The organism is Curvibacter soli, assembly GCF_029211125.1.
Classification (GTDB): Bacteria; Pseudomonadota; Gammaproteobacteria; order Burkholderiales; family Burkholderiaceae_C; genus Curvibacter_A; species Curvibacter_A soli.
Window position 1 is genome coordinate 45,940 of the sequence record NZ_JARGEN010000025.1, and the last position, 26,824, is coordinate 72,763.

The 26,824-nt window shown below is 69.4% G+C and carries 20 protein-coding genes and 1 tRNA gene; 4 read left to right on the forward strand and 17 right to left on the reverse strand.

Going from position 1 to position 26,824, the window contains the following annotated elements; genetic code table 11:
- Positions 1-18: 18 nt before the first annotated feature.
- The 11 genes from PY257_RS05640 to PY257_RS05690 form a co-directional block, all read right to left on the reverse strand.
- The gene (locus PY257_RS05640; protein ID WP_275739764.1) at positions 19-1,446 is read right to left on the reverse strand and encodes a UDP-N-acetylmuramoyl-tripeptide--D-alanyl-D-alanine ligase; all 1,428 of its coding nucleotides are present in this window, start codon (positions 1,444-1,446) and stop codon (positions 19-21) included.
- Complete coding sequence (locus PY257_RS05645; RefSeq protein WP_275739767.1) at positions 1,443-2,936, reverse strand: UDP-N-acetylmuramoyl-L-alanyl-D-glutamate--2,6-diaminopimelate ligase; 1,494 nt, start codon at positions 2,934-2,936, stop codon at positions 1,443-1,445. Before PY257_RS05645 ends, PY257_RS05640 begins: the two co-directional genes overlap by 4 nt.
- Positions 2,936-4,672, reverse strand: a complete 1,737-nt coding sequence (locus PY257_RS05650) for a peptidoglycan D,D-transpeptidase FtsI family protein (protein WP_275739769.1) — start codon at positions 4,670-4,672, stop codon at positions 2,936-2,938. Before PY257_RS05650 ends, PY257_RS05645 begins: the two co-directional genes overlap by 1 nt.
- Entirely contained in the window at positions 4,669-4,959 is a 291-nt protein-coding gene (gene ftsL, locus PY257_RS05655) for a cell division protein FtsL (protein WP_275739771.1), read from the reverse strand. Before ftsL ends, PY257_RS05650 begins: the two co-directional genes overlap by 4 nt.
- Complete coding sequence (rsmH, locus tag PY257_RS05660; protein WP_275739774.1) at positions 4,956-5,894, reverse strand: 16S rRNA (cytosine(1402)-N(4))-methyltransferase RsmH; 939 nt, start codon at positions 5,892-5,894, stop codon at positions 4,956-4,958. Before rsmH ends, ftsL begins: the two co-directional genes overlap by 4 nt.
- A gap of 9 nt (positions 5,895-5,903) precedes the next feature.
- Positions 5,904-6,332: a division/cell wall cluster transcriptional repressor MraZ gene (gene mraZ, locus PY257_RS05665; protein ID WP_275739776.1), complete on the reverse strand. Its 429-nt coding sequence runs from the start codon at positions 6,330-6,332 to the stop codon at positions 5,904-5,906.
- 607 nt (positions 6,333-6,939) lie between these two features.
- A complete protein-coding gene (gene hslU / locus PY257_RS05670; RefSeq protein WP_275739778.1) occupies positions 6,940-8,259 on the reverse strand; it encodes an ATP-dependent protease ATPase subunit HslU in 1,320 nt (439 codons plus the stop codon).
- Between the two features lie 112 nt (positions 8,260-8,371).
- Positions 8,372-8,920, reverse strand: coding sequence for an ATP-dependent protease subunit HslV (gene hslV / locus PY257_RS05675; RefSeq protein ID WP_275739780.1), 549 nt, complete (start codon positions 8,918-8,920; stop codon positions 8,372-8,374).
- A gap of 95 nt (positions 8,921-9,015) precedes the next feature.
- Positions 9,016-10,758, reverse strand: a complete 1,743-nt coding sequence (locus PY257_RS05680; protein ID WP_275739782.1) for an STAS domain-containing protein — start codon at positions 10,756-10,758, stop codon at positions 9,016-9,018.
- A gap of 63 nt (positions 10,759-10,821) precedes the next feature.
- The gene (gene dksA, locus PY257_RS05685; RefSeq protein ID WP_419095659.1) at positions 10,822-11,316 is read right to left on the reverse strand and encodes an RNA polymerase-binding protein DksA; all 495 of its coding nucleotides are present in this window, start codon (positions 11,314-11,316) and stop codon (positions 10,822-10,824) included.
- Positions 11,317-11,763: 447 nt separating this feature from the next.
- Positions 11,764-12,819: a CobW family GTP-binding protein gene (locus PY257_RS05690; RefSeq protein ID WP_275739784.1), complete on the reverse strand. Its 1,056-nt coding sequence runs from the start codon at positions 12,817-12,819 to the stop codon at positions 11,764-11,766.
- A gap of 227 nt (positions 12,820-13,046) precedes the next feature.
- On the opposite strand from PY257_RS05690, the gene PY257_RS05695 reads away from it, so the two are divergent.
- On the forward strand, positions 13,047-14,804 hold the full coding sequence (locus PY257_RS05695) for a sensor domain-containing diguanylate cyclase (RefSeq protein WP_275739786.1): 1,758 nt from the start codon (positions 13,047-13,049) through the stop codon (positions 14,802-14,804).
- Here PY257_RS05695 and PY257_RS05700 read toward each other — a convergent pair.
- From PY257_RS05700 to dapF, 5 genes are all read right to left on the reverse strand, one after another.
- Positions 14,799-15,986: a class I SAM-dependent rRNA methyltransferase gene (locus PY257_RS05700; RefSeq protein WP_275739788.1), complete on the reverse strand. Its 1,188-nt coding sequence runs from the start codon at positions 15,984-15,986 to the stop codon at positions 14,799-14,801. The two genes, PY257_RS05695 and PY257_RS05700, sit on opposite strands and share 6 nt — an antisense overlap.
- 126 nt (positions 15,987-16,112) lie before the next feature.
- Positions 16,113-18,509, reverse strand: coding sequence for an EAL domain-containing protein (locus PY257_RS05705; RefSeq protein ID WP_275739790.1), 2,397 nt, complete (start codon positions 18,507-18,509; stop codon positions 16,113-16,115).
- Positions 18,510-18,622: 113 nt separating this feature from the next.
- Positions 18,623-19,639, reverse strand: coding sequence for a tyrosine recombinase XerC (locus PY257_RS05710; RefSeq protein WP_275739792.1), 1,017 nt, complete (start codon positions 19,637-19,639; stop codon positions 18,623-18,625).
- Between the two features lie 27 nt (positions 19,640-19,666).
- Positions 19,667-20,368 carry a DUF484 family protein gene (locus tag PY257_RS05715; protein ID WP_275739795.1) on the reverse strand — a complete coding sequence of 234 codons (702 nt, stop codon included), beginning with the start codon at positions 20,366-20,368 and terminating at the stop codon, positions 19,667-19,669.
- Entirely contained in the window at positions 20,365-21,231 is an 867-nt protein-coding gene (gene dapF / locus PY257_RS05720; protein ID WP_275739797.1) for a diaminopimelate epimerase, read from the reverse strand. Before dapF ends, PY257_RS05715 begins: the two co-directional genes overlap by 4 nt.
- 209 nt (positions 21,232-21,440) lie before the next feature.
- Between dapF and PY257_RS05725 the strand changes: the two genes are divergently transcribed.
- Positions 21,441-21,668 (forward strand): type II toxin-antitoxin system Phd/YefM family antitoxin, encoded by a 228-nt coding sequence (locus PY257_RS05725; protein ID WP_275739858.1) that lies wholly within the window; start codon positions 21,441-21,443, stop codon positions 21,666-21,668.
- A gap of 258 nt (positions 21,669-21,926) precedes the next feature.
- Here the strand turns inward: PY257_RS05725 and PY257_RS05730 are convergent.
- Positions 21,927-22,014, reverse strand: a tRNA-Ser gene (locus PY257_RS05730).
- A gap of 239 nt (positions 22,015-22,253) precedes the next feature.
- On the opposite strand from PY257_RS05730, the gene PY257_RS05735 reads away from it, so the two are divergent.
- Positions 22,254-25,784: a hybrid sensor histidine kinase/response regulator gene (locus PY257_RS05735; protein ID WP_275739860.1), complete on the forward strand. Its 3,531-nt coding sequence runs from the start codon at positions 22,254-22,256 to the stop codon at positions 25,782-25,784.
- On the forward strand, positions 25,759-26,757 hold the full coding sequence (locus PY257_RS05740) for a response regulator (protein ID WP_275739799.1): 999 nt from the start codon (positions 25,759-25,761) through the stop codon (positions 26,755-26,757). Before PY257_RS05735 ends, PY257_RS05740 begins: the two co-directional genes overlap by 26 nt.
- Positions 26,758-26,824: the final 67 nt, after the last annotated feature.

Genomic DNA, 26,824 nt, shown 5'->3' on the forward strand with positions numbered 1-26,824 from the left:
AACTCCTTTTCACCAGGCTCAGCAGCATGGAGGCTTCTCCCCGTCGTGGTGTGGTGTTGCGGCGGCGGCGATGGCCTCGACCACCCGCTCCATGCGCATGAAGCGCGAGCCCTTCACGAGCACGCTGGCGGCGCCGGACGGCTGCCCCAGCGCCTGCGCCACGGCGGCCTGCAGCGCGGCCATGTCGCCGAAATGCCGGCCCGCGCCGCCGAACGCCGCCACGGTGGCGGCGCTCTGCGCACCCAGCGCGTACAGCGCGGGGATGCCGCGCTCGCGCGCGTAGGCGCCCAGCTCGGCATGGAAGGCCGGGCCGTCGCTGCCCACCTCGCCCATGTCGCCCACCACCAGCAGTTGCGGGCCGGGCAGCGCGGCCAGCACGTCCACCGCGGCGCGCATGGAGTCGGGGTTGGCGTTGTAGGTGTCGTCCACCACGGTGACGGGGCTCCCGCCGATGGTGGCCTGGAAGGCGCGCGAGCGGCCCTTGACCGGCTCGAACGCCGCCAGCCCCGCCATGACGGCGACCAGCGGCGCGCCAGCGGCCAGCGCGCAGGCGGTGGCGGCCAGCGCGTTCTTCACGTTGTGGCGCCCGGCGATTCCCAGGCGCAGCACCAGCGGGCCGGCAGGCGTGGCGGCCTCCAGCGCCCAGCCGTCGCCAAGCCAGCGCGCGGCCACGGTGCGCACCTGGGCCGGCACGCCGGCGGCGTCGGCAAAGGTGATGCAGCGGCGCGCGCCGGCCAGCGCCTGCCAGGGGGCCGTGTAGGCGTCGTCCGCCGGAAAAACGGCCACGCCATCGGCCGGCAGCGCGGCGATGGCCTGGCCGTTCTCGCGCGCCACGGCCTCCACCGTGCCCATGAACTCCTGGTGCTCGCGCTGGGCGTTGTTGACCAGCGCCACGGTGGGCCGGGCGATGGGGGCGAGGTAGGCGATCTCGCCGGGGTGGTTCATGCCCAGTTCGACCACGCCGGCCCGGTGGCCGGCGCGCAGGCGCAGCAGCGTGAGCGGCACGCCCACGTCGTTGTTCAAATTGCCCTGGGTGGCGAAGGCCGCGTCGCCGAGCCAGGCGCGCAGGATGGAGGCGACCATCTGCGTCACCGTGGTCTTGCCGTTGCTGCCGGTCACGGCGATCAGCGGCAGCGTGAAGCGGGCGCGCCACGCCGCGGCCAGCGCGCCGAGCGCCAGCCGGCTGTCGGGCACGGTCAGACCCGGCAGGCCCGCTGTGGCCAGGCCGCGCTCGGCAATGGCGGCCACGGCGCCGGCCTCGCGCGCGGCGGCCAGGAAGTCGTGCGCATCGAAGCGCTCGCCACGCAGCGCCACGAACAGGTCGCCGGCCCGCAGGCTGCGCGTGTCGGTGTGCACGCGGGTGAAGGCGGTGGCGCCGTCACCCACCCGTTGCGCGCCGGGTATCCAGGCCTGGGCCTGCTGCAGGGTGGCCATCACTGCGCTCATGCCGCGCCCCCTGTCTGGCGCGACAGCAGAGCGGCCTGCACCTGCCGCATGTCGGAAAACGGATGGCGCACGCCGTCGATCTCCTGGTAGTCCTCATGGCCCTTGCCGGCCACCAGCACCACGTCGGCGGGCGCGGCCTGGGCCAGTGTTTCGCTGATCGCGCGGGCGCGGTCGGCCTGCACCTGCACGCAGGCTTCGTGGCCCAGGCCGAGCAGGATCTGGCTGATGATGGCCTTGGGCTTCTCGCTGCGCGGGTTGTCGCTGGTGACGACCACCATGTCGGCGCCCTTCTCGGCCACGGCGGCCATCAGCGGCCGCTTGGTGGCGTCGCGGTCGCCGCCGCAGCCGAACACGCACCACAGCCGCCCGCCGCGCTGCCGCGCCAGCGGACGCAGGGCGCCGAGGGCCTTGTCCAGCGCGTCGGGCGTGTGGGCATAGTCCACGGCCACCAGCGGCTGGCCCGGCGGCGCGGCGCATTCCATGCGGCCCGGCACCGGCAGCAGCGTGGCGCAGGCGGCCACGGCGGCGGCCAGGGGCACGCCGAGCGCGCGGGCGGCGGCGATCACGCCGAGCAGGTTGCTGACGTTGTAGTTGCCGATCAACTGCGTGCACAGCGCATGGCGCTCGCCGCCCTCGGCGACGGTGAATTCCAGGCCCTGGGCGGCATAGCGGATGCCGACGGCGCGCAAGCGGGCATCGCGTTCGCACGAGACGGTCCACACATCGAGCGCGCGGCCCGCCAGTTCGCCGGCCAGCGCCGCGCCACGCGGGTCATCGATGTTGATGCAGGCGGCGCGCAGCGCGGGGTCGTCGAACAGCGCGCGCTTGGCGACCCAGTAGGCGTGCATGTCGCCGTGGTAGTCCAGGTGGTCCTGCGTGAAGTTGGTGAAGATCGCCACGCGCACCGGCGTGCCGGCCAGCCGTCCTTCGGCGATGCCGATGGACGAGGCCTCGATGGCGCAGGCCGCCACGCCCTGGCGCACGAAGTCGGCCAGTTGGCGCTGCAGTGCCACCGGGTCGGGGGTGGTCAGGCCCGTGGGCGTGACGCGGGGCGCAATCCCCATGCCCAAAGTGCCCACCACCGCGCATGGAATCTGCGCGGGCAGCTCCAGTTTCGATAGCATCTGCGCCAGCCACCAGGCCGTGGAGGTCTTGCCGTTGGTGCCGGTGATGGCCAGCATCGCGAGCTGGCGCGCGGGGTGGCCGAACCACTCCGCGGCGATCACGCCCGTGGCCTGCTTGAGCCCGGCATAGGCGGCCACCACATCGCCCCCCAGGCCCCATGATTCTGCGCCCTCGGCTTCGACCAGGCAGGCGCCGGCGCCCTGCGCCAGCGCGGCGGGCACGAAGCGGCGACCATCCACGGCATAGCCGGGCCAGGCAATGAAGCCGTCGCCGGCCCGCACTTTGCGGCTGTCGGTCTGCAGCGTGCCGGTGACGCGCCCACGCAGCCACGCCACGGCTTTTTCTGGAGTGTCGAGCTGCAGCATCAGAACGACTCCTCCACCGGGTTGGCGACGATCTGCGGCTGCACGCTGAGGTCGGGCGGCACGCCCATCATGCGCAGCGTCTGCTGCACCACCTCGCCGAACACCGGACCGGCAACGGCGCCGCCGTAGTAGGCGCCGGCGCCCGGCTCGTCGATCATCACCGCGACGATGATGCGCGGCTTGTCGATCGGCGCCATGCCGGTGAACCACGCGCGGTACTTGCCGCTGGCATAGCCCTTGCCGGCCTGCTTGCGCGCGGTGCCCGACTTGCCGCCGATGGAATAGCCCACGGTCTGGGCCCTCTGCCCCGTGCCGCCGGGGCCTGCGGCCAGCCACAGCATGTGCCGCACCTCGGCGGCGTTGTCGGGCGTGAACACGGGCGTGCCGATCGCCGGCCCGGCGCTCTTGAGGATGGTGGCGGGGATGACGCTGCCCTCGTGCGCGAACGCGGTGTACGAACGCGCCATCTGGAACAGCGAGGCCGACAGGCCGTAGCCGTAGGACATGGTGGCCTGCTCGATGGGCCGCCAGCTCTTCCAGGGCCGCACGCGCCCGGTCACGGCGCCGGGGAACTGGAGCTGCGGCTTCTGGCCGAACCCCAGCGCGGTGAAGCTGTTCCACATCTCCTGCGCCGACAGGCGCTGCGAGATCTTGGTGGCGCCGATGTTGCTGGACTTCTGAATCACACCTTCCACCGTGAGCACGCCGTAGTTGTGGGTGTCGGTGATGGTGGCGCCGGTGACGGTGTAGCGCCCCGGCGTGGTGTCGATGATGGTGGAAGGCTTGACGCGGCCCAGCTCCAGCGCAGTGGCGATGGTGATGGGCTTCATGGTCGAGCCGGGCTCGAAGGTGTCGGTGAGCGCGCGGTTGCGCAGTTGCTCGCCGCTGAGGTTCTGGCGGCGGTTGGGGTCGTAGCTCGGGTAGTTGGCCAGCGCCAGCACCTCGCCCGTGGCGGTGTCGAGCACCACCACGCTGCCGGCCCGAGCCTTGTTGGCGACCACCGCGTCGCGCAGCTTCTGGTAGGCGAAGAACTGCACCTTGCTGTCGATGGAGAGTTGCAGGTCCCGGCCATCAATGGGCGGCACGTCCTCGCCCACGCCCTCGACCACGCGGCCCAGTCGGTCCTTGATGACGCGGCGCGAGCCGGCCTTGCCGGCCAGGTCGCGCTCGAACGCCAGTTCCACGCCTTCCTGGCCCTTGTCTTCCACGTTGGTGAAGCCCACCATGTGCGCGACCGCCTCACCCTCGGGGTACTGGCGCTTGTATTCCTTGCGCTGGTAGATGCCCTTGATGTCGAGCGCGGCGATCTTCTTCCACACCTCTTCGTCGACCTGGCGCTTGATCCAGACGAAGGTCTTGTCCTCGTTGGCGAGCTTCCTGTCCAGCTCGGCCTGCGGCATGTCGAGCAGGCGCGCGAGCTGCCCCAGCTTGGCGGCGTCGCGCTCCACGTCCTCGGGAATGGCCCAGACGCTGGCCGCCGGCACGCTGGAGGCCAGGATGAAGCCGTTGCGGTCGAGAATGCGCCCCCGGTTGGCCGGCAGCTCCAGCGTGCGCTCGAGCCGCACCTCGCCCTGGCGCAGGAAGAAATCGTTGTCGATCACCTGCACGTAGGCGGCACGGCCGGCCAGCCCGAAGAAGCCCAGCGCCAGCGCGGCCACGATGAACTTGCTGCGCCACACCGGCGTCTTGCTGGCCAGCAGCGGGCTCGATGCGTACTGGACGCTGCGGCTTCTCATGGCCGCCCCCCGTCCTGCGCCTGCGACGCATGCACGTACTGCGTGATGGCCGGCGTGGCGTTGCGCATCTGCAGTTGCGTGCGCGCCAGGCTTTCCACGCGCAGCGGCGTGGCCTGGGCCCGCTTCTCGACCTGCAGGCGCTCGTTGTCCACTTCGAGCTGGCGCGCCTGGACATGCGCGCGGTCCAGCTCGGTGTAGAGCCGGCGCCACTCGTACTGCGTGCGCACCAGCCACAGCGCGCTGGCGATGAGCGCCAGCAGCAAAACGGCGCTGATCCGGTTCGTCATGCGGCCTCCGTGCGCTCGGCCACGCGCATCACGGCGCTGCGCGCGCGCGGGTTGGCGGCGATCTCGTTTGCGCCGGGCTTGATGCGCGCGATGGCGCGCAGCCGCATGGGCTTGGGCGGCGCGAACGGCGCGCGGCGGTCGAACGCCTCGCGCGCGTTGTGCGCGATGAAGGTCTTGACGATGCGGTCTTCGAGCGAATGGAAGCTGATGACCACGAGGCGCCCTCCAGGCTGCAGCACGCGCAGGCTCGCGTCTAGCGCCTGTTGCAGCTCTTCAAGCTCGGCGTTGATGAAAATCCGAAAAGCCTGAAATGTGCGCGTTGCAGGGTTCTGGCCCGGCTCGCGGGTTTTGACCGCACCAGCCACGAGCTCGGCCAGTTCGGCGGTGCTTGAAATTGCACCCCGCTCCTGTCGGCGCGCAACAATCGCCTTTGCAATGGGGCCAGCAAACCGTTCTTCACCGTAGTCACGTATCACCTCCGCGATCTGTTGCACGTCCGCACCGGCCAACCACTGCGCCACGCTTTCACCGCGCGTGGTGTCCATGCGCATGTCCAGCGGGCCGTCGAATCGGAAGCTGAAGCCGCGCCCGGGGTTGTCGATCTGGGGCGAGCTGACCCCCAGGTCCATCAGCACGCCGGCCACGCTGGCCGGCGCCATCTGGCCCAGGTGGGCGAAGCCTTCGTGGCGGATCGAGAAGCGCGGATCCGCGATGGCCTGCGCGCAGGCGATGGCCTCGGGGTCCTTGTCGAACGCGACCAGCCGCCCGGCCTGCGCCAGGCGCGAGAGGAGCAGGCGCGAATGGCCGCCGCGGCCGAACGTGGCATCCACATAGGTGCCCGCTGCCGCATCCGCATTGCCGAGGTCCGCAGCGCCCAGAAGAGACGCGACCGCTTCGTTCAACAAGACGGTGGTGTGTTGCCACTGGTTATCCACCGTCTGCTTTCAAAAAGAGAAGTCCTTGAAGACGTCGGGCATCTCGCCCTGCATCGCCTGCGCTTCCTGCGCCTCGTAGGCCGCCTTGTCCCACAGCTCGAAGTAGTTGCCCATGCCGAGCAGGATGGCGTCCCGGGCGATGCCCGCGGCCTCGCGCAGCTCAGGCGAGACCAGCACGCGGCCCGTGCCGTCCATGTCCACATCCATGGCATTGCCCAGGAAGATGCGCTTCCACCACTGGGCCGACATGGGGAGTTGGGCGATGCGCTCGCGGAACTTCTCCCACTCCGGGCGCGGGAAGACCATGAGGCAGCCGTGCGGGTGCTTGGTGATGGTCAGCGAGCCGCCTGCGGTGGCGCTGAGTACGTCGCGATGCCGGGTGGGGACGGAAAGCCGCCCCTTGGCATCCAGACTGAGCGATGACGCACCTTGGAACACGCTTCATTGACCTTTGTTGATCGCCTGGGAAGTCCGCGAAAGCGGATTTCCAAGGCACTTTTCACCACTAAATTGCACTTTTTTGCACTGTAGCAGGAAAAGTCGATCCGGCAAGGGGGCCCGCAACAAATTTTTGCAATGAAATCAAGGACTTAGGAAGTTGCCCTGCCACAGGCAATCCAGCAAAAGTCTATGCGCATGAAGCACTTAGGGAATCGAGTGAAAGTGATTCCTGAAGGAATCCCTCCGCCGCCCACGCCTCTGGAAAGGGCGTGGCAGGAGCCGCAATCGAAGGCCGGGTACGCGCCCCCCTGCTCTTGCACGCTGCGCGATCACTGCCACGCAGGATCGCCTGCATCGTCATGCGGAGCCACCGGCAGCGCCTATTTCTGCAAGGTACGCGCTCTGGGGCATGCCGCGCAAGCCGCGACCCCTTTCGGATGCCCTAGTGCAGTGTTCAACGCTAAGCAGCACATGAAACCGCGCCTTTTGCCGCATGGCGGCGTTGCAAATCCTCGCGATAGCGACGGCTATCGCTGTGGTTTGCGCCTTGCCCTGCGCCAAAACGCATCGCTTTTATTGGTGCCGCCAAGCATCGAACACTGCACTAGAGGATGTAGCGCGACCAGTCCTCGTTCTGGCTCAGCGCTTCGAGCCGCGCGTTCACGTAGGCCGCGTCGATCGCCACGGTCTGGCCGGCCAGGCGCACGGCGTCGAAGCTCACCTCGTCGAGCAGGCGCTCCATCACGGTCGAGAGGCGGCGCGCGCCGATGTTCTCGGTGCGCTCGTTGACGTCGAAGGCGATGCGGGCCAGGCGGGTGATGCCCTCGGGCGTGAAGGCCAGCGTGACGCCCTCGGTGGCCAGCAGCGCCTGGTACTGCTTGACCAGCGACGCATGGGTCTGCGTGAGGATGGCCTCGAAGTCCTGCACCGAGAGCGACTGCAGCTCCACGCGGATCGGGAAGCGCCCCTGCAGCTCGGGAATCAGGTCGCTGGGCTTGCTCAGGTGGAACGCGCCCGAGGCGATGAACAGGATGTGGTCGGTGCGAACCATGCCGTACTTGGTGGAAACCGTCGTGCCTTCCACCAGCGGCAGCAGGTCACGCTGCACGCCCTGGCGCGAGACGTCGGCGCCGCTGGTTTCCTGGCGCGCGGCCACCTTGTCGATCTCGTCGATGAAGACGATGCCGTTCTGCTCCAGCGCGGTGATGGCCTGGGTCTTGATCTCGTCCTCGTTGACCAGCTTGGCTGCCTCTTCGTCCACCAGCAGCTTGAACGCCTCGGCGATGCGCAGCTTGCGCGTCTTGCGCTTGGCACTGCCCATCTGGCCGAACATGCCGCGCAACTGCTCGGCCATCTCCTCCATGCCCACGGGGCCCATGATCTCGAACTGCGGCGCGGGCGCCGCCAGGTCGATTTCGATGTCCTTGTCGTCCAACTGGCCCTCGCGCAGTTTCTTGCGGAATGCCTGCCGCGCGGCACCGTCGGGCGCGGGCTCGCCGGTGCGCGCGGGCGGGATCAGCACGTCGAGGATGCGATCCTCCGCGGCATCCTCGGCGCGCACGCGGACCTTGGCGCTTTCCGCCTGGCGCACCTGCTTGACCGCCACTTCGGCCAGGTCGCGGATGATGGTATCGACGTCCTTGCCCACGTAGCCCACCTCGGTGAACTTGGTGGCCTCGACCTTGATGAACGGCGCGTCGGCCAGCCGCGCCAGGCGCCGCGCGATCTCGGTCTTGCCGACGCCGGTGGGGCCGATCATGAGGATGTTCTTGGGCGTGATCTCGGGGCGCAGCTTCTCGTCGACCTGCTGGCGGCGCCAGCGGTTGCGCAGCGCGATGGCCACGGCGCGCTTGGCCTCGGCCTGCCCGACGATGTGGCGGTCGAGTTCGGAGACGATCTCCTGCGGGGTCATGGAGAAGGACATAGGGGTGGCGCGAAGAGAGGATGGAAAGAAAGTTTCAGCTATTCTTTTAATAGCTGCCAGCGCAGTTACATCAAGCGCCGAGGCCGGATTTTCTTATTGAAAACCACGGCGCTCAGTCGAGCGTCTCGATCGTGTGGTGCATGTTGGTGTAGATGCACAGCTCGCCCGCGATACCGAGCGACCGCTCGACGACCTCGCAGGCGGGCATGTCGGTGTGGTCCAGCAGTGCCTTGGCCGCAGCCTGGGCATAGGCGCCACCCGAGCCGATGGCGACGATGCCGTGCTCGGGCTCCAGCACGTCGCCGTTGCCGGTGATGATGAGCGATGCCTCCCTGTCGGCCACGGCCAGCATGGCTTCGAGCCGGCGCAGCACCCGGTCGGTGCGCCAGTCGCGGGTCAGCTCGATGGCCGCGCGCACCAGTTGGCCCTGGTGCTTCTCCAGCTTGGCTTCGAAGCGCTCGAACAGCGTGAAGGCGTCGGCGGTGGCGCCGGCAAAGCCCGCCAGCACCTGGCCGTGGTGCAGCTTGCGCACCTTGCGGGCGGTACCCTTGACGACGATGTTGCCCAGTGTCACCTGGCCGTCGCCGCCGATGGCCACCTGCGCGCCGCCAGCGGTCTGCCGGCGCACGCAGACGATGGTTGTACCGTGAAAAGATTCCATAGCTGTTCCATGTGGCGCCGGTCGGCGCGATTGCAAGCGCCGGCCATGCCGGGGCGAATGCGCGGGTGGCTCGAGGGCCCGCCGCCAGTTGCGGGTCAGTTGCGGCGCGGAATGACCAGCGCGTGCTCGTTGATGCCGAGCACGTTGAAGAAGATCGCCACCAGCCGGTGCATGTTGCGGAAATGCACGCGCGCGCCCTCGGCCTGGCGCGCGGCCACCCAGTTGAGTACCGAGCCTGCGGCGGAAAAGTCCACGCGTGCCAGCCCGTCGCAGGCCACCACCAGCACGCGGCGCTGCTGGGCCTGGCCGTCGAACCGCGCCAGGGTTTCGCTCGCGTCGCCCAGCACCAGCCCGCTGAGTTCGAGCGCGGGTGGCTCCTGCGTGTCGAACAGCGAGGAGAGCGGCGCATCGCTGCCGGGCACCGATTCGGGCCCGCCTGCCACCAGGGACTGCTCGGCCATCTGACCCTCGACGCCCTCGACCAGCGCCACGCATTCGCAGCGCACCGGCTGCCACGAGGGCGGCGAGACCTCGTAGGTCACGCAGTAGTCGAGCGCCACGAGGTCGAAGTCGTCGGCGCGCCCGAGCAGCCGCAGTATCTCCAGCCGCAGCCGCCACCAGTCCTGCGACACGGTCGCGTCGCCCGAGGGCGTGTGCGCCTCCAGTTGCCCCAACAGCGCGTCCGTGCCGATGAAGCGCAGTTGCACCGGCTGCTCGGCCCAGGACGCCGCCAGGCTGGCCAGCGGCGCGACGGCAGGAGGCTCGATCGCGGTCAGCGCGCTCCACGTCAGGGTCCACGGCGGCACGGCGCGCGCCAGCGCCGCCTGCAGCGCCGCGACCGTGGAGATACTGACCGCCGACGGCGCGCGCCAAGTGAATGCGCGCGCCACGCCCGGTGCGGCAGGTGCGCCGTTCGCCGCCGCCAGCAACGCCGGGTCGCCCAGCATTTCGGGCAGCGAGAACCACAGCGGCGCCGAGCGCCCGAAATGCTGGGCGAATTCGATCGCCTTGCCCTCGAAGCGCTCATGCTGGCCGGTGGCGCGGTAGAGATCGAACAAGGTCATCCACACTTCTTCGCTGCCCGGCGCCGGCTGGGCCGCCAGCACTTCGAGCAGGCTGGCCTCGGCGCCCGCGATGTCGCCGTTGGCGAAGCGGATTGCCGCCTCTTCCAGCTCGGGGTCGTGGACGAAGGATGGGGCCTCTACCACCACGGGCTCGGCGGCGGGGACAGGCGCCGCGGCTGCCGGCGGCGGCGTGAAATCGGGCTCCAGCGGTGCCAGCAGCGGCGCGAGCGCGCGCGCATCCAGGGTCGGGGATACCGACGCCGGCAGCGTGGTGGCATAGGCGCCCAGGTCCGACAGTGGCGCCGTGAGTGGCGCGCCGGGCGCGCTTTCAAGGGGAATGTTGGAAGACGGCGCGATGGAGGGCGGCCCATCGGCGGGCAGCACCGCAGGCGCGCCCTGTTTGGTCTTCCACCACTGCATGGACATCTGCGCCTCGATCTCGTCGATCTTCTTGAGCGTGCCAGCCCGGTCGTCTGGACGCGAGGCCATGCTGCTCTGGAAGAACGAGGGGCGGCCCGGATCCTGGTTGGCGCCCTCGGCGGGCCCCTGGCCCACCAGCGCCTCGCGGCGGCGCAGCTTGCGCAGGTGGTCGAACTCGCGGCGGCGCACGAAGTCGTTGCGCCGCTTGCGCTCGATCATCTCCTTGAGCATCTGCTTGCTGTAGTTGCTGTCGTGCTCCATGTCCGACTGTTCCAGGTCGGCCCAGTGGACGGTGGGGTTGCGCACGAACTTGACAACCTTGGACAACAAGCCGGGGGTGGAATCCTTGCTCATGGGCTGCGGCGTGTCCTCTCTGGTGCAAACGCGTCAAAAAGCGGGATGGGCAAAGCCGGGCTATCAGTCGCCGAACATCTTCTGCTTCAGCTCGCGGCGCTGCTGTGCTTCGAGCGAGAGTGTGGCCGTGGGCCGCGCCAGCAGGCGGCCGACGCCGATGGGTTCGCCGGTTTCGTCGCAGTAGCCGTAGTCGCCGGCGTCGATGCGGGCGATGGACTGCTCGATCTTCTTGAGCAGCTTGCGCTCGCGGTCGCGCGTGCGCAGCTCCAGCGCATGCTCTTCCTCGATAGTGGCGCGGTCTGCCGGGTCGGGCACCACGACGGTGTCCTCGCGCAGGTGTTCGGTGGTTTCGCCGGCGTTGTTGAGCATGTCCTGCTTGAGCTGCACCAGCCGGTGGCGGAAGAAGGCGAGCTGCTTGTCGCCCATGTACTCGGTGTCCGGCATGGCCAGGACTTCGGCTTCGGTGAGCTGATCGGCGGACTTGGTCTTCCAGTTGTTCGCCAGCTTGGGGTCTTTCTTCGGGGCCACGGGGGGCGGCGCGGAGAGTATCGAGGTCATGGTGGGTATGGTGATGGCCTTGGCGGCAATCGCTGCCGTTGGTGCTGTTGATGGTACGGGGATTTGCCCGCCGCGTGAAGCGAATGCGCTCGCAGGAGGGGCCTTGGTTGCCGCGCCGGCCTTGTGGGCTGCGGGTTTCGCGGCGGCAGCCGGCGGGGTCGAGGGCTGGGGATTCTTTCCTTTGACTGCGGGGGCGCTGCGCACGGCAGCCGAGAGGGCGGTCTTGTGGGCGGCGGGCGCTTTGCCGGACGGTGCTTTCACGTGCTGTCTCCTCGCAGAACAGGCGCCTGCACGGGCGGGGTTGCAGCCGTGCGTGGGCGGATGCGGGCACCGGGGCCGGGTGCTTTATCGGCGCGCGATTGTATAGGTTCGGGCCAGAGCGCCCCCATGCGTTGCAGAATCGAGACATTCATCGGATTCCCTTCTCGCGGCAACCGGCGGGCTAACTCAGACCAGGCATTGTTCCAAACCCTGCAGGAAGATGTCCTTGGGCAGGTCGATGCCGATGAACACCATCTTGCTCAGGCGCGGCTCGTCCGCGCCCCACTGCGGGCCCAGGTCGCTGCCCATGAGCTGGTGCACGCCCTGGAAGATCACCTTGCGCTCGGTGCCCTGCATGTTCAGTACGCCCTTGTAGCGCAGCATGCGCGGGCCGTAGATGTTGACGATGGCGCCGAGGAAGTCCTCGAGCTTGGCCGGGTCGAACGGGCGCACGGACTTGAACACGAAGCTCTTCACGTCGTCGTCGTGGTGATGGTGATGGCCGTGTTCGTGGCCATGCTGGTGCGAGGGGTGGTCGCAGTGCTCGCCCTCGCCATGCGCGTGGTCATGGTGTGCATGCTCGTCCTCGGCCAGGAAGTCGGGGTCGATGTCGAGCTTGGCATTGAGGTTGAAGCCGCGCAGGTCCAGCACCTCCGACAGCGGCACCGCGCCGAAGTGCACGGCCTTGATCGGCGCGCGCGGGTTCATGTGCTTCAGGCGGTGGATCAGCGCCTCGGTCTCCGCGGGCGCCACCAGGTCGGTCTTGGAGAGGAATATCTGGTCGGCGAAACCCACCTGGCGCTGGGCCTCCACGCGGTCGTTCAGTTGCTGGGGCGCGTGCTTGGCGTCCACCAGGGTGATGACGGAATCGATCAGGTAGCTCTCGGCGATCTCGTCGTCCATGAAGAAGGTCTGGGCCACGGGGCCGGGGTCGGCCAGGCCGGTGGTCTCGATCACCACGCGGTCGAAGTCGAGCAGACCCCGGCGCTTCTTGGCCGCGAGCAGTTGCAGCGCCTCGCGCAGATCCTCGCGGATGGTGCAGCAGATGCAGCCGTTGCTCATCTGCAGGATCTGCTCCTTCGACTCGGTGACCAGGATGTCGTTGTCGATGTTCTCCTCGCCGAACTCGTTTTCGATGACGGCGATCTTCTGGCCGTGCGACTCGGTGAGCACGCGCTTGAGCAGCGTGGTCTTGCCCGAGCCCAGGAAGCCGGTGAGGATGGTGACGGGGATGAGGGACATGGGGAAAAAGGCCTCGGCAGGTGCGGCCAGGCCCGCATACGCGGGCTCTGGCGAAAGGGGTAAGCAGAGCCCCCCGGAAGGTGGGGAGTCTAGCGGCGAAATCAAGCTCCTGCCGGCCACGGGAAACGGGCCCACCCGCAGTGTCATGCGCATGCGCTACATTGCATTGGGCCGGTCGGCCCCATTCTCGTCTCCTTGTCCCCGTTTTTCCCCACGACGCTCCGCCCATGGCAATGGAAGAATACCGTCTGACCGCCACGCTGCTGGACACGCTGGGCATCGCGATGTGCGTGTTCGATGCGCAGGACTGCTCCGTGCTGTGGAACCAGTCGTTCCTGCGCTTCTTCCCCGAGCACGACGGCCACGTGTACGCGGGCGAGCCCTACGGCGAGAACCTGCGCCGCTTCTACCGCAGCCGGCTGCCGCCCGAGGAGCTGGTGAACATCGAGCGCTACGTGGCCGATGGCGTGCAGCGCAACCGCACGCAGACCCGGCCCTTCGTGTTCCAGCACCGCGGCCGCTGGTTCCGGGTGTCGTCGGTGCCCGAGCCGGGCGGCGGGCGGCTGCGCATCTGGATCAGCCTCTCGACGGCCGAAGCCTGGCAGTACGACACGCGCACGCCCGAGACGGTGCTGCGCGACCTGCAGTCGCACGACGCGATGGCGATGCTGGAGAACATCGGCGAGGGCGCGGTGGTGCTCGACGCGGACCAGCACATCCTGGCCGCCAACGACCGCTTCGTGCAGATGTACGGCGCCGCGACCAAGGAGACCGTGATTGGCATGACCTACGCCGAACTGGTGTACGGGCTGTGGGACGAAACCGGCATGCTGGAGCAGCGTGCGCTGTACGAGCAGGATCTGACTGCGGCGCTGCTCGACGGCGCCAGCTTCGCCGGCGCGCCGTTCGAAGTGCCGCTGCCGGGTCCGCGCTGGGTGCGCGTGACCATGAACCACACGGCGGGCGGCCAGAGCTATGCCATCCACGCCGACATCAGCGCCAGCAAACAGCACGAGTTGGAGCTGCGCGCCGCCGAGAAGCACGCGCGCGAGCTGGCCAACCGGCTGCGCCTGGAGACCCGCCGCCTCGAGGAGAGCGAACAGCGCCTGCGCACCACCTTCACGCAGTCGGGCATCCCCTCGCTGGTGGCGCTGCCACAGGGCGGCCTCATCGACGTGAACGACGCGCTGTGCGCGCTGCTGGGCTATCCGCGCGATGACCTGCTGCGGCTGGGCCTGGCCGACGTGATGTCCGCCGACGCCGCCGCGCTGGCCGGCACCTTCGCCCAGGACGCCCCCGCGCAGGCGCCGCGCTTCTTCGACACCGAGGTGTCCTTCATCCGCCGGGACGGCAGCAGCGGAGCCGGCCAGTTCTTCTGCGCGCCGGTGCGCGATGCGGCTGGGCGCTGCCAGCACGTGGTCGGCCACCTGCTCGACATCACCCAGCGCAAGTCCGCCGAGAAGGCGCATGCCCGCGTCATGCAGACGCTGCGGCAGGAGGCGCTGCACGACGGCCTCACCGGCCTGCGCAACCGGCGCAGCCTGGAGGCCGAGCTGCGCGACCTCACGACCCGCGCCGGTACGCACGGCCTGCTGTTCATCGACCTCGACGGCTTCAAGGACGTCAACGACGTGGCCGGCCACGCCGCCGGCGACGAGGTGCTGCGCGAGATCGCCGAGCTGCTGCGCCAGGCCGTGCGCTCGGGCGACACGGTGGCGCGCCTGGGCGGCGACGAATTCGTGGTGGTGCTGCACCACTGCGATGCGGCACAGGCGATGGCGGTCGGCGCCAAGATCACCCGCATCCTTGCCGCGCGGGAGTTCCCCTTCTCCGGCCAGGTGTTCCATGTCGGCGCCAGCATCGGTGTGCGCATCTTCGACGGCGCGAGCACGAGCGCCGAGGACCTCATGCGCGATGCCGACGCCGCCTGCTACGCGGCCAAGCGCAAGGGGCGTGGGCGGGTCGAGCGGCACCCGGCGTCATGAAGGCTTGCGCATCACCGCCAGCCCCTTGAGGTACTCGCCCTCTGGAAAGGTGATGGTCATCGGGTGGTCGGGCGCGCCGCCCATGCGCTCGGTGATGTAGCCGTCCACGCCCGCGTCGATGGCCGCGCCGGCCACGATCTTGTGGAACAGGTCGGCGCCGATGCCGCCCGAGCACGAATACGTGAACAGCAGGCCGCCGGGCGCCAGCAGCTTGAAGGCGAGCCGGTTGATGTCCTTGTAGGCGCGCGCGGCGCGCTCGGGATGCGCCGCCGTGGGCGCGAGCTTGGGCGGATCGAGCACGATGGCGTCGAACACCGCGCCCTCCTGGCCAAAGCGGCGCAGGCTGGCGTTCACGTCGGCATCCAGGAAGGTGGCGCGGCCCGCATCGAAGCCGTTGAGCGCCACATGCGCGGCCGCGCGCGCAAGCGCCGGGGCCGAGGAATCGATGGAGGTGACGTGCCCCGCGCCGCCCGCCAGCGCAGCCACGGTGAAGCCGCCGGTATAGCAGTAGCAGTTGAGCACGCGCGCGAAGCCCAGGCGCCGCGTGGCGTCGGCAAAGCGCTTGCGGCTGTCGCGCTGGTCCAGGTAGAAGCCGGTCTTGTGGCCGGCGGCGATGTCGAGGGTGAGGCGCCAGCCGTGTTCGCAGATGGCGAGTTCGGTCGCGCCCTCCCCCCGCAGCCAGCCCGTGGCCGGCGCCAGCCCTTCGAGGCCGCGGGCACTGGCGTCCGAGCGCTCGTACAGCCGCGCCAGGCCCGTGGCCTGCAGCAGCGCGTCGGCGATCACGGGCTTCCAGCGCTCCACGCCGGCGGACGTGAACTGCGCGACCAGCGTGTCGCCATAGCGGTCGACGATCAATCCAGGCAGGCCGTCGGATTCGCCGTGTACCAGCCGCAGGCCGTCGCTTTGTATGTCAAATCGGGCTCTAGCGCTTATAGAACGGGCGATGGCAGCTATGAAAAAAGAAGCATCCATGCGCTGCGCCTCGTCGAAACTCCAGGCCCGCGCGCGGATGTGCGAGGCCGGGCTGTACGCGGCCCAGGCCAGGAAGCGGCCATCGTGCGCCTCCACGCGCACCGTCTCGCCGCTGTCGGCACCGCCGCGGGCGATGGCCGATTCGAAGATCCAGGGATGGCGGCGCAGGAGCGAGCGCTCCCGGCCTTCGCGCAGACGGATGGTTTTCATGGCGGGAATTGTCGCCGCACCCCAGGCCAGCAGCCGCCGCGGAACGGGCTTTGCCCGGCCGCTGGCGGCGCCCCCTTGAGGGGAGAGGCGGTTACACGCGGCAGCGTGAACCGCTTCGGGGGTGGGCTAATCCTCGCGGCGGTCCAGCAGCGAGGCCATGGAGGCCAGGTTCAGGTCGCCCACCAGCACGCCCACGAAACCGCCCTGATCGTCCGTGATGGGCACGGAGATGGTCAGGCAGAAGTCCTCGGACGCGGTGGACAGGTAGATGGCCGACACGTAGGGCTTGCAGCTCCCGTGCGGCGCGGTGAAGTACGGCTGCCCGCTGCGGTCGGTGCCCGCGCCGCCGGCCCGGATGCGCCCGTACATGTTGGGGTTGATCCAGTTCGGGTAGCGCTGGCGGCCCTCGGCGTCGAGCTCGAACAGCATTTCGAAGAACGGATAGGCCTTGAACACGTGGTCCATGGCGTGCGGGTCGCGGCTGCGCGGCTGCGTGAGCAGGTGTTCGAGCGTCCGCAGCGCGTGCGACTCCCAGCCGTGGAGGTCCGGCATCTCGGCGTGCGCGTGCATGGTGGGTGGCGTGCCCTCGATCACGACCACGCTGCCCCACTGCGCCTTGCCCACCTTCTTGAGGTAGGCCGCGCGCTCGGCGGCGGCCACGCTGTCCCGCAGGGGCCCGGAGGAGCCGTTGACGCAGGCGACGGAGATGCTGGCAATGGGATGGCGGGCACCGTCGTCGGTGGTGAAGTAGCCGCGCGCGACGTCCGCCGGGTCGTACAGGTGGCTGGCCAGCGCATGGAACTGGCCGATGGCACGCTGGATCTGCTCCAGCAGCGTGGGCTCCTCGCGGTCGAGCAGCAGGATGAAGTCGTCGCCGCCAATGTGACCCAGCAGCCGGTCGGGCCGGCCCACGAACACATGGCGCAGGATCTCGGCCAGCGTGCGGATCATGGCGTCGCCGCGGATGAAGCCGTAGCGGTCGTTGAACGACTTGAAGTGGTCCAGGTCGATGTAGACCAGGTTGACGCTGCCGTGGCGCCGGCCCAGCCGCATCTCGATGGCCTGGCGCAGCGACGGGCCGGTGGGTAGCTGCGACAGCGGATGCAGGCTGGTGCCGTGCTCCTGCCGCGACAGGATGTGGGCCACGAGCATCATGGGCTCGACCACGCCCATGAACTCTCCCTCGGGGCTGATGACGGTCCACGGGTCGGCCTCGCCGCGGTCGAGGTAGAGCGAGCGCGCCAGCGCCGGCAGCGTGATGTCGTGCGGCAGCGCGCGGCGCAGCGGTTGGCACACCGCTGCCAGCGAGCGCGTGGCGCGCGCCAGCACGCGCCCGCGCGCGGCCAGGCCCACGGGGCTGCCGGCGTCGGTCACCACCACCCAGGGCAGCGAGGGCGACTCGCGGAAATGCCTGCGCACCGCCTCGATGGGCGTGTGCAGCTCGACCGCCACGCCGGGGTCGATCACGTCGGTGAGCTTGAAGCGGTCCTGCGGCTGGATGCGCCAGGCGTCGTCGGTCTCGGGCAGGGCCACCGGGTCCACCTGGGGCGGCGCGGCGGGCCGCGCGAACAGGTAGCCCTGCGCGAAGCGGATGCCCAGGCCCTGGCAGAAGGCCAGGTCCTCGGGCCGCTCCAGCCCCTCGGCGATGACGGTGGCGCCCAGCCGGTCGGCCATGGAGACGATGGCCTCCAGCAGCACCGAGCGCACGCGGCTGCCCTGCGCCTCATGCACCAGAGCGCGGTCGATCTTGATGAAGTCGGCCCGCACCATGGCCAGCGTGGCCAGGCCGTTGAAACCCGCGCCCATGTCGTCGAGCGCGATGCGCAGGCCCTGGGCGCGCAGCGCGTCGCAGCGCTCGGCGAGCCGGGTGGCGTCCACGCGCTCGCTCTCCACTACCTCGATCACGAGGTCGCGCCGCTCCACGCCCTGCTCGCGCATCCAGGCCAGCAGTTGCGACAGCCAGTCCTCGTGCAGCAGGGTCGTGGGCATGACGTTGAGGAACAGCGGGATGCCCGGCGTGATGTCGCGCGCCTTGCGCGCCAGCGCCTGCTGCTGGCAGGCGAGATCGAGGTCGTCCTGGCGGCCCAGCCGCTGGGCCAGGCTGAACGCCTCGAAGCCCGAGAGCAACCGCTTCTCGGGCGAGCGCAGGCGGCACAGCGCCTCGTGCGCGAACACCATGCCGTTGTTGCCGATGTCCACGATGGGCTGGAAGTGGATCTCGATGCGCTGGCCGATGTCCTGCAGCACCCAGGGGTAGCGCAGGCGGGTGATCAGCGCGTTGAACGGGATGGCCGCATCGAGCAGGAAGGTGGATGAACTGGAGGCGGCGTCATACAGCGGCACCGCCAGGGTCTCGGCCAGGGTCTGGCCGTCGGTGGACTGCTCCAGACGTTCCAGCAGTTCGCCGAGGGAGGCTTCGGGAATGTCCGCGAACTGCCAGACCTTGGGCCCGACCCGGCTTGCGCCCAGCCGCTCCCACGCGGGAGGCAGGTAGTGGCCTTCGTACTTGAGCAGAAGCTCCATGGCTCCAATATCTTTCAAATTGTTTCAATAGCAACACATAGCAATTTGCAGGCCGCGCACGGAACACCGTTCCGCACCAACCAGGTGCAGCCGGCCCTGCCGCGCGTACCGCGTCAGGAGCCGGAGGGGTTGCGCTTGGCGCGCGGATGCGCCGCGTCGTACACGCGCGCGAGGTGCTGGTAGTCGAGCCGCGTATAGACCTGCGTGGTGGTGATGTTGGCGTGGCCCAGCAGCTCCTGCACGGCGCGCAGGTCGCTGCTGGACTGCAGCAGGTGGCTGGCGAACGAGTGGCGCAGCATGTGCGGATGCACGGGCGTGGCCAAACCCGCCCGCACCCCGCGCTGGCGCAGGCGCTGCCAGATGGACTGCGGCGTGAGCCGCGTGCCGTGGCGCCCCATGAACAGCGCGGGCTGCGCCTGCGCGGCGGCAGCAGCGGCGCGCTGCGCCAGCCACTGGCGCACGGCCTCGCAGGCCGGGGCGCCCATCGGCACGCTGCGGCGCTTGCCGCCCTTGCCGAACACGTGCGCCTCGCCGGCCTCCAGGTCCAGCCAGCCGCGGCCCAGGCGCTCGGTATCGGCGCTGGGCAGCAGGTCCAGGCCCGCCAGTTCGCCCACGCGCAGGCCGCAGCCGTAGAGCAGCTCGGCCATGGCGGCGTCGCGCGCTTCCAGCCACGGGTCGGCATCGCCCGCGCGGTAGGCCGCCAGTTGCACCGCGTCGTCCACGCCCAGGGCCTTGGGCAGCGGCTTGCCCGCGCGCGGCGCGCGCACGTCCTGCACGGGATTGGCGGCGACCTGGCCCTCGCGCCCCAGCCAGCGGTAGAAGCCGCGCCAGCACGACAGCACGAGCGCGATGCCGCGCCCCTGGCGCCCCGCCGCATGCAACTGCACCACGAAGCGACGCACATGGGCGTTGCGCAGGCGCAGCAGCGGCACGCCCGCCGCCGACGCAAAGCCGGCCAGTTCGGCCAGGTGGCGCGCGTACAGGTCGAGCGTGCGCGGCGCCAGCCGCTTTTCCACGCGCACGTGTTCGAGGTACCCCTCGATCAAGGCGTCCGCGCTGGCTGCTTCGTGCGCTGCGCTGTCCCCCGATGGGTCGTTCGCTTGCCGAGGGTGGCCCGGGGCGGCGTTCATGGCAGGTTTCGCCGCAGGCCCCGTGGATCAGCGCAGGCGCGACAGCGCGGCGCTGGCGAGTTCCGCGATGCGCTCCAGAAAATCGGTGCCCATGCCGGCCTCGAAGCGCTGCGGATCGGGCGAGCCGAGCACCAGCATGCCGAACGCCGTACCGGCGGCCTCGATGGGGCCGTCGCGCAGCGGCAGCAGCGCCAGCGACTTGGCGGCAGCGGCATCGCCGAGCCAGGCGGCGGGCTCGAAGCCCAGGTTGGCGCCGCAAAACGGCGCGGTGAGCGAGGCGGCGAAGGCGCGGGCGTTGTCTCCCGCATCCTGCGCGAAAGGCTCGGCGCGGTAGCCTTCGGCCACGTCCCAGACGCGGATGGCGGCCTGCGGTACGTTGAAGCGGGTCTGGATCTCGTCCACGATGCGGCGCGGCAGCGCCGCAGCGTCGCGGGCGCGCAGCAGGTCGGCGACCCACAGGAGCATCTTGTCCACTATGCCCGTGTTCTCGCCGCTGTGGCGGATCATCTCCATGGTGCGCTGCTCCAGCGCGCGGATCTTGTCGCGCAGCATCTCGGCCTGACGCTCCTGCAGGCTGACGGCCCGCCCGCCGTGCGGGCTGGGCAGTTGCACGCTGGTCAGCACGTCGGCATGGCGCTCGAAGAAATCGGGGGTGTTCGCCAGGTAGTTGGCGATGTCGTCCTCGGTGATGGGCGGGATGGCGGAAGAGGAGGAGCTTTGCGTCGTCATGGCGTGTCGGGTAGTTCGATGCGGCCCTCGAAAACGGTGGTGGCCGGCCCCGTCATCATGACATGCGCGTCTGCGCCGGCCCAGGCGATGGTGAGGCGCCCGCCGTGGGTATCCACGTCCACCCGCGCGTCGAGCAGCCCCATGCGGATGCCCGCCACCACGGCGGCGCAGGCGCCGGTGCCGCAGGCCAGCGTCTCGCCCGCACCGCGCTCGTAGACGCGCAGGCGGATATGGCCGCGCGCCGCCACCTCCATGAAGCCCGCGTTCACGCGGTTCGGGAAGCGCCCGTGCCGCTCGACCAGCGGACCCTGCTGCGCCACCGACGCGGCCTGGGCATCGGGCACCACCTGCACCGCGTGCGGGTTGCCCATGGAAAGCACGGCGACCAACACGGATTGCCCATCGCCCAGCGCCAGCGGCCACTGCAGCCACGTGCCCGCCGCAACGGGCTCGATCCCCTGGGCGTCGAACGGCACCCGGGGCAGGTCGAATACGGGCGCGCCCATGTCCACGGTGACGCGGCCGTCGTCGCCGATGTGCGGCTCGATCACGCCGGCCAGCGTCTGCACGCGCACGGCGCGCTTGTCCGTGAGGCCATGGTCCACGACGTAGCGCGCGAAGCAGCGCGCGCCGTTGCCGCACTGCTCCACCTCGCCGCCGTCGGCGTTGTGGATGACGTATTCGAAATCCACGCCCGGCGCGGGCGACGGGCGCACGGTCAGTATCTGGTCCGCCCCGACGCCGAAATGCCGATCCGCCAGCATGCGGTAGTGCGCAGGCACGAGGCCGAGACGCTGGCGCGTCTCGTCGAGCACGACGAAGTCGTTGCCCGCGCCCTGCATCTTGGTGAAAGGTATCTGCATGGGGCCCGATTATGCGAGCGCGAAGACGCGGGCGGCCACGGGAAGCAACGCCATGCCGCTACTTTTTCAGTAGCTGCCGCCGCAGCATCCATGAGCGCTGGAGGCATTTTTCATCACAGGAATACTGCTTTGCGCGATCTCGGTCAGACGTTGAACCAGAAGTCTGGCCGGGGGGAAAGTGGATGTAGAAGCGGTATTCACCTTGTTTCCTGTTCCCACACGTGACCCGAGCAAAGAAGGCTACCAAGAGCGGCCCGGTGTTCATCACGGATCGTGGCAAGCCGGCGCACGTGCTGCTGAGCTTCGAAGACTATCAGCGGTTGACGAGGCAGCGGCGCAACATTGCCGACGCGCTGGCGATGCCGGGCGTGGCGGAGATCGACTTCGAGCCGCCGCGCCTGACTATTGGAGCCCGGCCGGCTGATCTTTCATCCTAAAAACGGCAGTTGAACCAACCGAAAAACTGAAGAAACCCAATATCCATGCGGGTTTCCAAAGACTTCACGTGACTGCAGAGCAGTTCCAAATGGGTGAGTCTGGAAAGCATGGAAACCCAATGCGTGACAGGCACTTGCTCGAATTTTTGGGATTCAACTGCCGTTTCCAGGTTGAAAATTGCTCAAAATTTGAGCGCTGAGCGAACCCCGGCCTGCTGCCATTTTGAATTCTGCAAGTCCCTCACTTATGAAAGTTATTGGCGGAAGCGGTGAGATTCGAACTCACGAACGGTTGCCCGTTGCCGGTTTTCAAGACCGGTGCAATCGACCACTCTGCCACGCTTCCTACAACTGTTTTTCAAGACTGCCGGTTTAAACCTAGGTTAAACCGCTCACCCAACTCTGCGCAGGTGGCGCATTTTAGCGGGCGTGGCGTAGTGCGTCGTACGTGAGTCTTGTCCCCCGGCATGAAACCTGCATCGACGGGCCGTGTCCACCGATACCGATCTTGCCGCTCTCCACGACGCGCCCCAGCAGGTGGTGAAGGTGCGGCGCGACTACAACTCCTGGGTCGCCAGCGAGACCATGGAAGACTATGCGCTGCGCTTCACGCCGCAGCGCTTCCGCAAGTGGAGTGAATGGCGGGTGGCCAACACGGCCTTCGGCGCGGCCTCGTTTCTGATCCTGGAGGCCGTGGGCGCCACGCTGCTGGTGCAGTACGGCGCGGTCAACGCGCTCTGGGCCATCCTCGCCACGGGCCTCATCATCTTCCTGGCGGGGCTGCCGATCAGCATCTACGCCGCGCGCTACGGTGTCGACATGGACTTGCTCACGCGCGGCGCGGGCTTTGGCTACATCGGCTCCACCCTCACCTCGCTGATCTACGCTTCGTTCACCTTCATCTTCTTCGCGCTAGAGGCGGCGGTGATGGCCTACGCGCTCGACCTCGCACTGGGCATTCCGCCGAGCTGGGGCTACCTGGTCTGCGCGCTGGTGGTCATACCGCTGGTCACGCATGGCGTGTCGGCCATCAGCCGGCTGCAGGTGTGGACGCAGCCGCTGTGGCTGGTGATGCTGGTGGTGCCGTTCGCCTACGTGCTGGTGCGCGACCCCGGCGCGTTCGCCGGCATCCTGCAGTACGCCGGCGAGGGCGCGCGCGGCGCCACTGCGGCGTTCGACATGCATCTGTTCGGCGCCGCGCTCACCGTGGGCATTGCCCTCATCACGCAGATGGGCGAGCAGGCCGACTACCTGCGCTTCATGCCCGCGCGCACGCCGGCCAACCGGTGCCGCTGGTGGTTCGGCGTGCTGGCCGGCGGGCCGGGCTGGGTGCTGCTGGGGGTGGTGAAGATGATCGGCGGGGCGCTACTGGCCTACCTGGCCATCAGCCACATGGTGCCGGTGGAGCGCGCGGTGGACCCGAACCAGATGTACCTGGCGGCCTACGAATACGTGTTTCCGCGCTACGGCTGGGCGGTGGCGGCCACGGCGCTGTTCGTGGTGGTGTCGCAGCTCAAGATCAACGTCACCAACGCCTACGCCGGTTCGCTGGCGTGGAGCAACTTCTTCTCGCGCGTCACCCACAGCCACCCTGGGCGTGTGGTGTGGGTGGTGTTCAACACGCTGATCGCCTTCATGCTGATGGAGATGAACGTGTTCGAGGCCCTGGGCGACGTGCTGGGCCTCTACAGCAACATCGCCATCGCCTGGATGATGGCGGTGGTGGCCGATCTGGTGGTCAACAAGCCGCTGGGCCTGTCGCCGCCGGGCATCGAGTTCAAGCGCGCCTACCTGTATGACATCAACCCCGTGGGCGTGGGCGCGATGGCGCTGGCCTCGCTGCTCTCGGTCACCGCGCACCTGGGGCTTTACGGGGCCACGGCGCAGGCGTTCTCGGCGCTGATCGCGCTGGGCACGGCATTCGTGGCCTCGCCGCTGATCGCGTGGTGGACCCGGGGGCGCTACTACATCGCACGCGAAGACGCGGACCCCCACGCGCGGCATTGCGTGGCTTCGCCGCCCTCCGATGGGGCCGCCGGAGCCGCTGCGGCAGCGGGGGATGGCAGCTACCGCCGCCTGCAGCGCTGTGTGATCTGCGAGCGCGAATACGAGGGGCCCGACATGGCCCACTGCCCTGCCTACCGCGGCCCGATTTGTTCGCTGTGCTGCACGCTCGACGCGCGCTGCGGCGACCTGTGCAAGCCGCACGCCAGCTTGTCCGCGCAGTGGTCCGCCGCGCTGCGGCACCTGCTGCCGCAGCGCATCTGGCCTTATCTGGACACGGGCCTGGGCCACTTCCTGCTGCTCATGCTGGTGGTGGTGCCGCTGCTGGCCATGGTGTTCGGGCTGCTCTACCACCAGGAGCTGCGCGCCATCGGCGACGCCGCCGAGCAGGCGCTCAATGCGCCGCAGGAGGCGCGCGCCTCGCTGCGCTCGGGCTTCGTCAAGGCCTACATGGCGCTGCTGGTCATCGCCGGCATCGTGGCCTGGTGGCTGGTGCTGGCGCACCAGAGCCGGCGCGTGGCGCAGGAGGAGAGCAACCGCCAGACCGGCCTGCTGGTGCGCGAGATCGCGCTGCACCGCCAGACCGATCTGGCCCTGCAGAGCGCCAAGCAGGTGGCGGACGCCGCGCGCGAGCAGGCCGACCTGGCCAACCAGGCCAAGAGCCGCTACATCAGCGCCATCAGCCACGAGCTGCGCACCCCGCTCAACAGCATCCTGGGCTATGCGCAGCTCATGGGCGAGGACGCCGCCATACCGCCGCACCGCAAGCACGCGGTGCACATCATCAAGCGCGGCGGCGAACACCTGCTCTCGCTCATCGAGGGCACGCTCGACATCGCCCGCATCGAGGCCGGCAAGCTGCGGCTCGACGTGGCACCCATGCGCTTCGCCGACGCGGTGCACGAGACCGCCGCGATGTTCGAGCTCCAGGCGGCGGGCAAGGGCCTGCGCTTTTGCTTCGAGGCCGAGGGCGCGCTGCCCGAGGTGGTGCGCGCCGATGAGAAGCGCGTGCGCCAGATCCTCATCAACCTGCTGGGCAACGCCATCAAGTTCACCGCGCGGGGCCAGGTTACCTTCCGCGTGCGCCATGCGCGCGAGATGGCGCACATCGACATCGAGGACACCGGCCCCGGCATGTCCGGCGCCGAGCTGGCGCAGATCTTCGAGCCGTTCGCGCGCGGCGCCTCGGCGGGCCAGGCCGTGCCGGGCGCGGGGCTGGGGCTCACCATCGCCAAGATGCTGGCCGACCTCATGGGCGGCGTGCTGTCGGCGCGCAGCACGCCGGGCGAGGGGTCGGTGTTTCGCGTGCAGCTCTTTCTGCCGCAGGTGCGCCACGACAGCCTGGCCGGGCTGCGGGCCCCGGGCGCGCCGCGCCGCGCGCGCGGGAGCTACGCGGGCCCGCGCCGCAAGATCCTGGTGGTGGACAACGAGGAGCCCGACCGCGAACTGCTCGTCCACCTGCTGGAGCCGCTGGGCTTCGCGCTGCGCACCGCCGCCAGCGGCCACGACTGCCTGGACCTGCTGGCCACGGGCTACCGCCCCGATGCGATCTTCATGGACCTGGCCATGCCCGGCATCGACGGCTGGGAGACCATCCGCCGCCTGCGCGGCGCCGGCCATGCCGACGTGGCGGTGGCGGTGGTATCGGCCAACGCCTTCGACAAGGGGCTCGACAACGACGTGGACTTGCCGCAAGACGATTTCATCGTCAAGCCCGTGCGTCACAGCGAGCTGCTCGATTGGCTGGAGCGCCGCCTGCACCTGTCCTGGCGCGAGGACGCGGCGCCCGCCGCCGCGCCGCCGCCCATGCCGCGCGCCGAGCGCGTGCTGCCCGAGCCCGAGCGGCTGGCGGCGCTCGCCCGCGTGGTGGAGCTGGGCTTCTACCGCGGCATCCTCGCGCAGTTGACCGAGATCGAGGCCGCGCAGCCCGAATGTGCGGCCTTCGTGGAAGACTTGCGCGGGATGGCGCGACAATTCCAGTTCGAAGCCATGGGCCAGACGCTGGCGGCATGGCAGAGCGGGGCCCGGGCCGCCGCCCCGCCAGCACCAGACCCCGGCAGAGACCACGGCGCCGCCCCGCCCCGCGATGAACACCAGCAGCCTTCCCATTGAGTTCGACCTCGACCGCTCCGACAGCGACGTGGTGCTGATCGTCGACGACGTGCCCGACAACCTGTCGCTGCTGCACGACGCGCTCGACGAGGCCGGCTGCACCGTGCTGGTCGCCACCTCGGGCGAGGCGGCGCTGGCGCGCGCTGCGCAGGCGCTGCCCGACATCGTGCTGCTCGACGCCATGATGCCCGGCATGGACGGCTTCGAGGTGGCGCGGCACCTGAAGGCCGACGCGCGCACCGCGCACATTCCCATCATCTTCATGACCGGCCTGACCGAGACCGAGCACCTGGTGGCGGGGCTGGAGGCGGGCGGCGTGGACTACGTGACCAAGCCCATCAAGCCGCGCGAGGTGCTGGCGCGCATGCAGGTGCACCTGCAGGGCGCGCGCCTGGCGCGGCGCGACGCGCGCCAGGCCGGCCAGGCGCGCAACGCGCTCGACGCCTTCGGCTACGCCAGCATCACCGTGCGCGCCAGCGACGGGCGGCTGATGTGGCAGACCCCGCTGGCGCGCGACCTGCTGCTGCGCTACTGCGGCACGGTGGCGCCGGCCACGCCCGCGCCGGTGCTCGAATGGCTGCGCCGCCACCAGGCCGAGGCCGAGGCCCACATCGAGCCGCCGCGCCTGTCGCTGGAGCAGGGGCCGCGGCGCCTGATCTTTCGGCTGCACCAGCGCGTGGGCGACAGCGACGGCGGCGACTGGCTCATCGTCATGCAGGAGGCCAGCGACGCCGCCATCATCGAGGCCATGAGCGTGTCGTTCAAGCTCACCGCGCGCGAGGCCGAGGTGCTGTACTGGGTGGTCAAGGGCAAGATCAACCGCGACATCGGCGACATCCTGGGCGCCAGCCCGGCCACGGTGAAGAAGCACCTGGAGCGCGTCTTTGCCAAGCTCGGCGTGGAGACGCGCACCGCCGCCGCCGGCATGGCGCTGAGCCGCATACGGCAGTTGCATCCGCAGTTCGAGGGCTAGGCTCCATTATACTCCCCCTACCTGCTATCGGCTACCGCAGATAATCCGCCGTTCTTTGATTGATACT

Coding starts and splice junctions, on each gene's coding strand:
- PY257_RS05690 (WP_275739784.1), bottom strand. CDS start 12,819: ATGTCCCTCATCCCCGTCACCATCCTCACCGGCTTCCTGGGCTCGGGC.
- PY257_RS05695 (WP_275739786.1), top strand. CDS start 13,047: ATGGCAATGGAAGAATACCGTCTGACCGCCACGCTGCTGGACACGCTG.
- PY257_RS05735 (WP_275739860.1), top strand. CDS start 22,254: ATGGAAGACTATGCGCTGCGCTTCACGCCGCAGCGCTTCCGCAAGTGG.
- hslV (WP_275739780.1), bottom strand. CDS start 8,920: ATGGAATCTTTTCACGGTACAACCATCGTCTGCGTGCGCCGGCAGACC.
- PY257_RS05705 (WP_275739790.1), bottom strand. CDS start 18,509: ATGGAGCTTCTGCTCAAGTACGAAGGCCACTACCTGCCTCCCGCGTGG.
- PY257_RS05645 (WP_275739767.1), bottom strand. CDS start 2,936: ATGCTGCAGCTCGACACTCCAGAAAAAGCCGTGGCGTGGCTGCGTGGG.
- PY257_RS05710 (WP_275739792.1), bottom strand. CDS start 19,639: ATGAACGCCGCCCCGGGCCACCCTCGGCAAGCGAACGACCCATCGGGG.
- PY257_RS05700 (WP_275739788.1), bottom strand. CDS start 15,986: ATGAAAACCATCCGTCTGCGCGAAGGCCGGGAGCGCTCGCTCCTGCGC.
- dksA (WP_419095659.1), bottom strand. CDS start 11,316: ATGACCTCGATACTCTCCGCGCCGCCCCCCGTGGCCCCGAAGAAAGAC.
- PY257_RS05650 (WP_275739769.1), bottom strand. CDS start 4,672: ATGAGAAGCCGCAGCGTCCAGTACGCATCGAGCCCGCTGCTGGCCAGC.
- PY257_RS05640 (WP_275739764.1), bottom strand. CDS start 1,446: ATGAGCGCAGTGATGGCCACCCTGCAGCAGGCCCAGGCCTGGATACCC.
- hslU (WP_275739778.1), bottom strand. CDS start 8,259: ATGTCCTTCTCCATGACCCCGCAGGAGATCGTCTCCGAACTCGACCGC.
- PY257_RS05680 (WP_275739782.1), bottom strand. CDS start 10,758: ATGAGCAAGGATTCCACCCCCGGCTTGTTGTCCAAGGTTGTCAAGTTC.
- ftsL (WP_275739771.1), bottom strand. CDS start 4,959: ATGACGAACCGGATCAGCGCCGTTTTGCTGCTGGCGCTCATCGCCAGC.
- dapF (WP_275739797.1), bottom strand. CDS start 21,231: ATGCAGATACCTTTCACCAAGATGCAGGGCGCGGGCAACGACTTCGTC.
- PY257_RS05715 (WP_275739795.1), bottom strand. CDS start 20,368: ATGACGACGCAAAGCTCCTCCTCTTCCGCCATCCCGCCCATCACCGAG.
- PY257_RS05740 (WP_275739799.1), top strand. CDS start 25,759: ATGAACACCAGCAGCCTTCCCATTGAGTTCGACCTCGACCGCTCCGAC.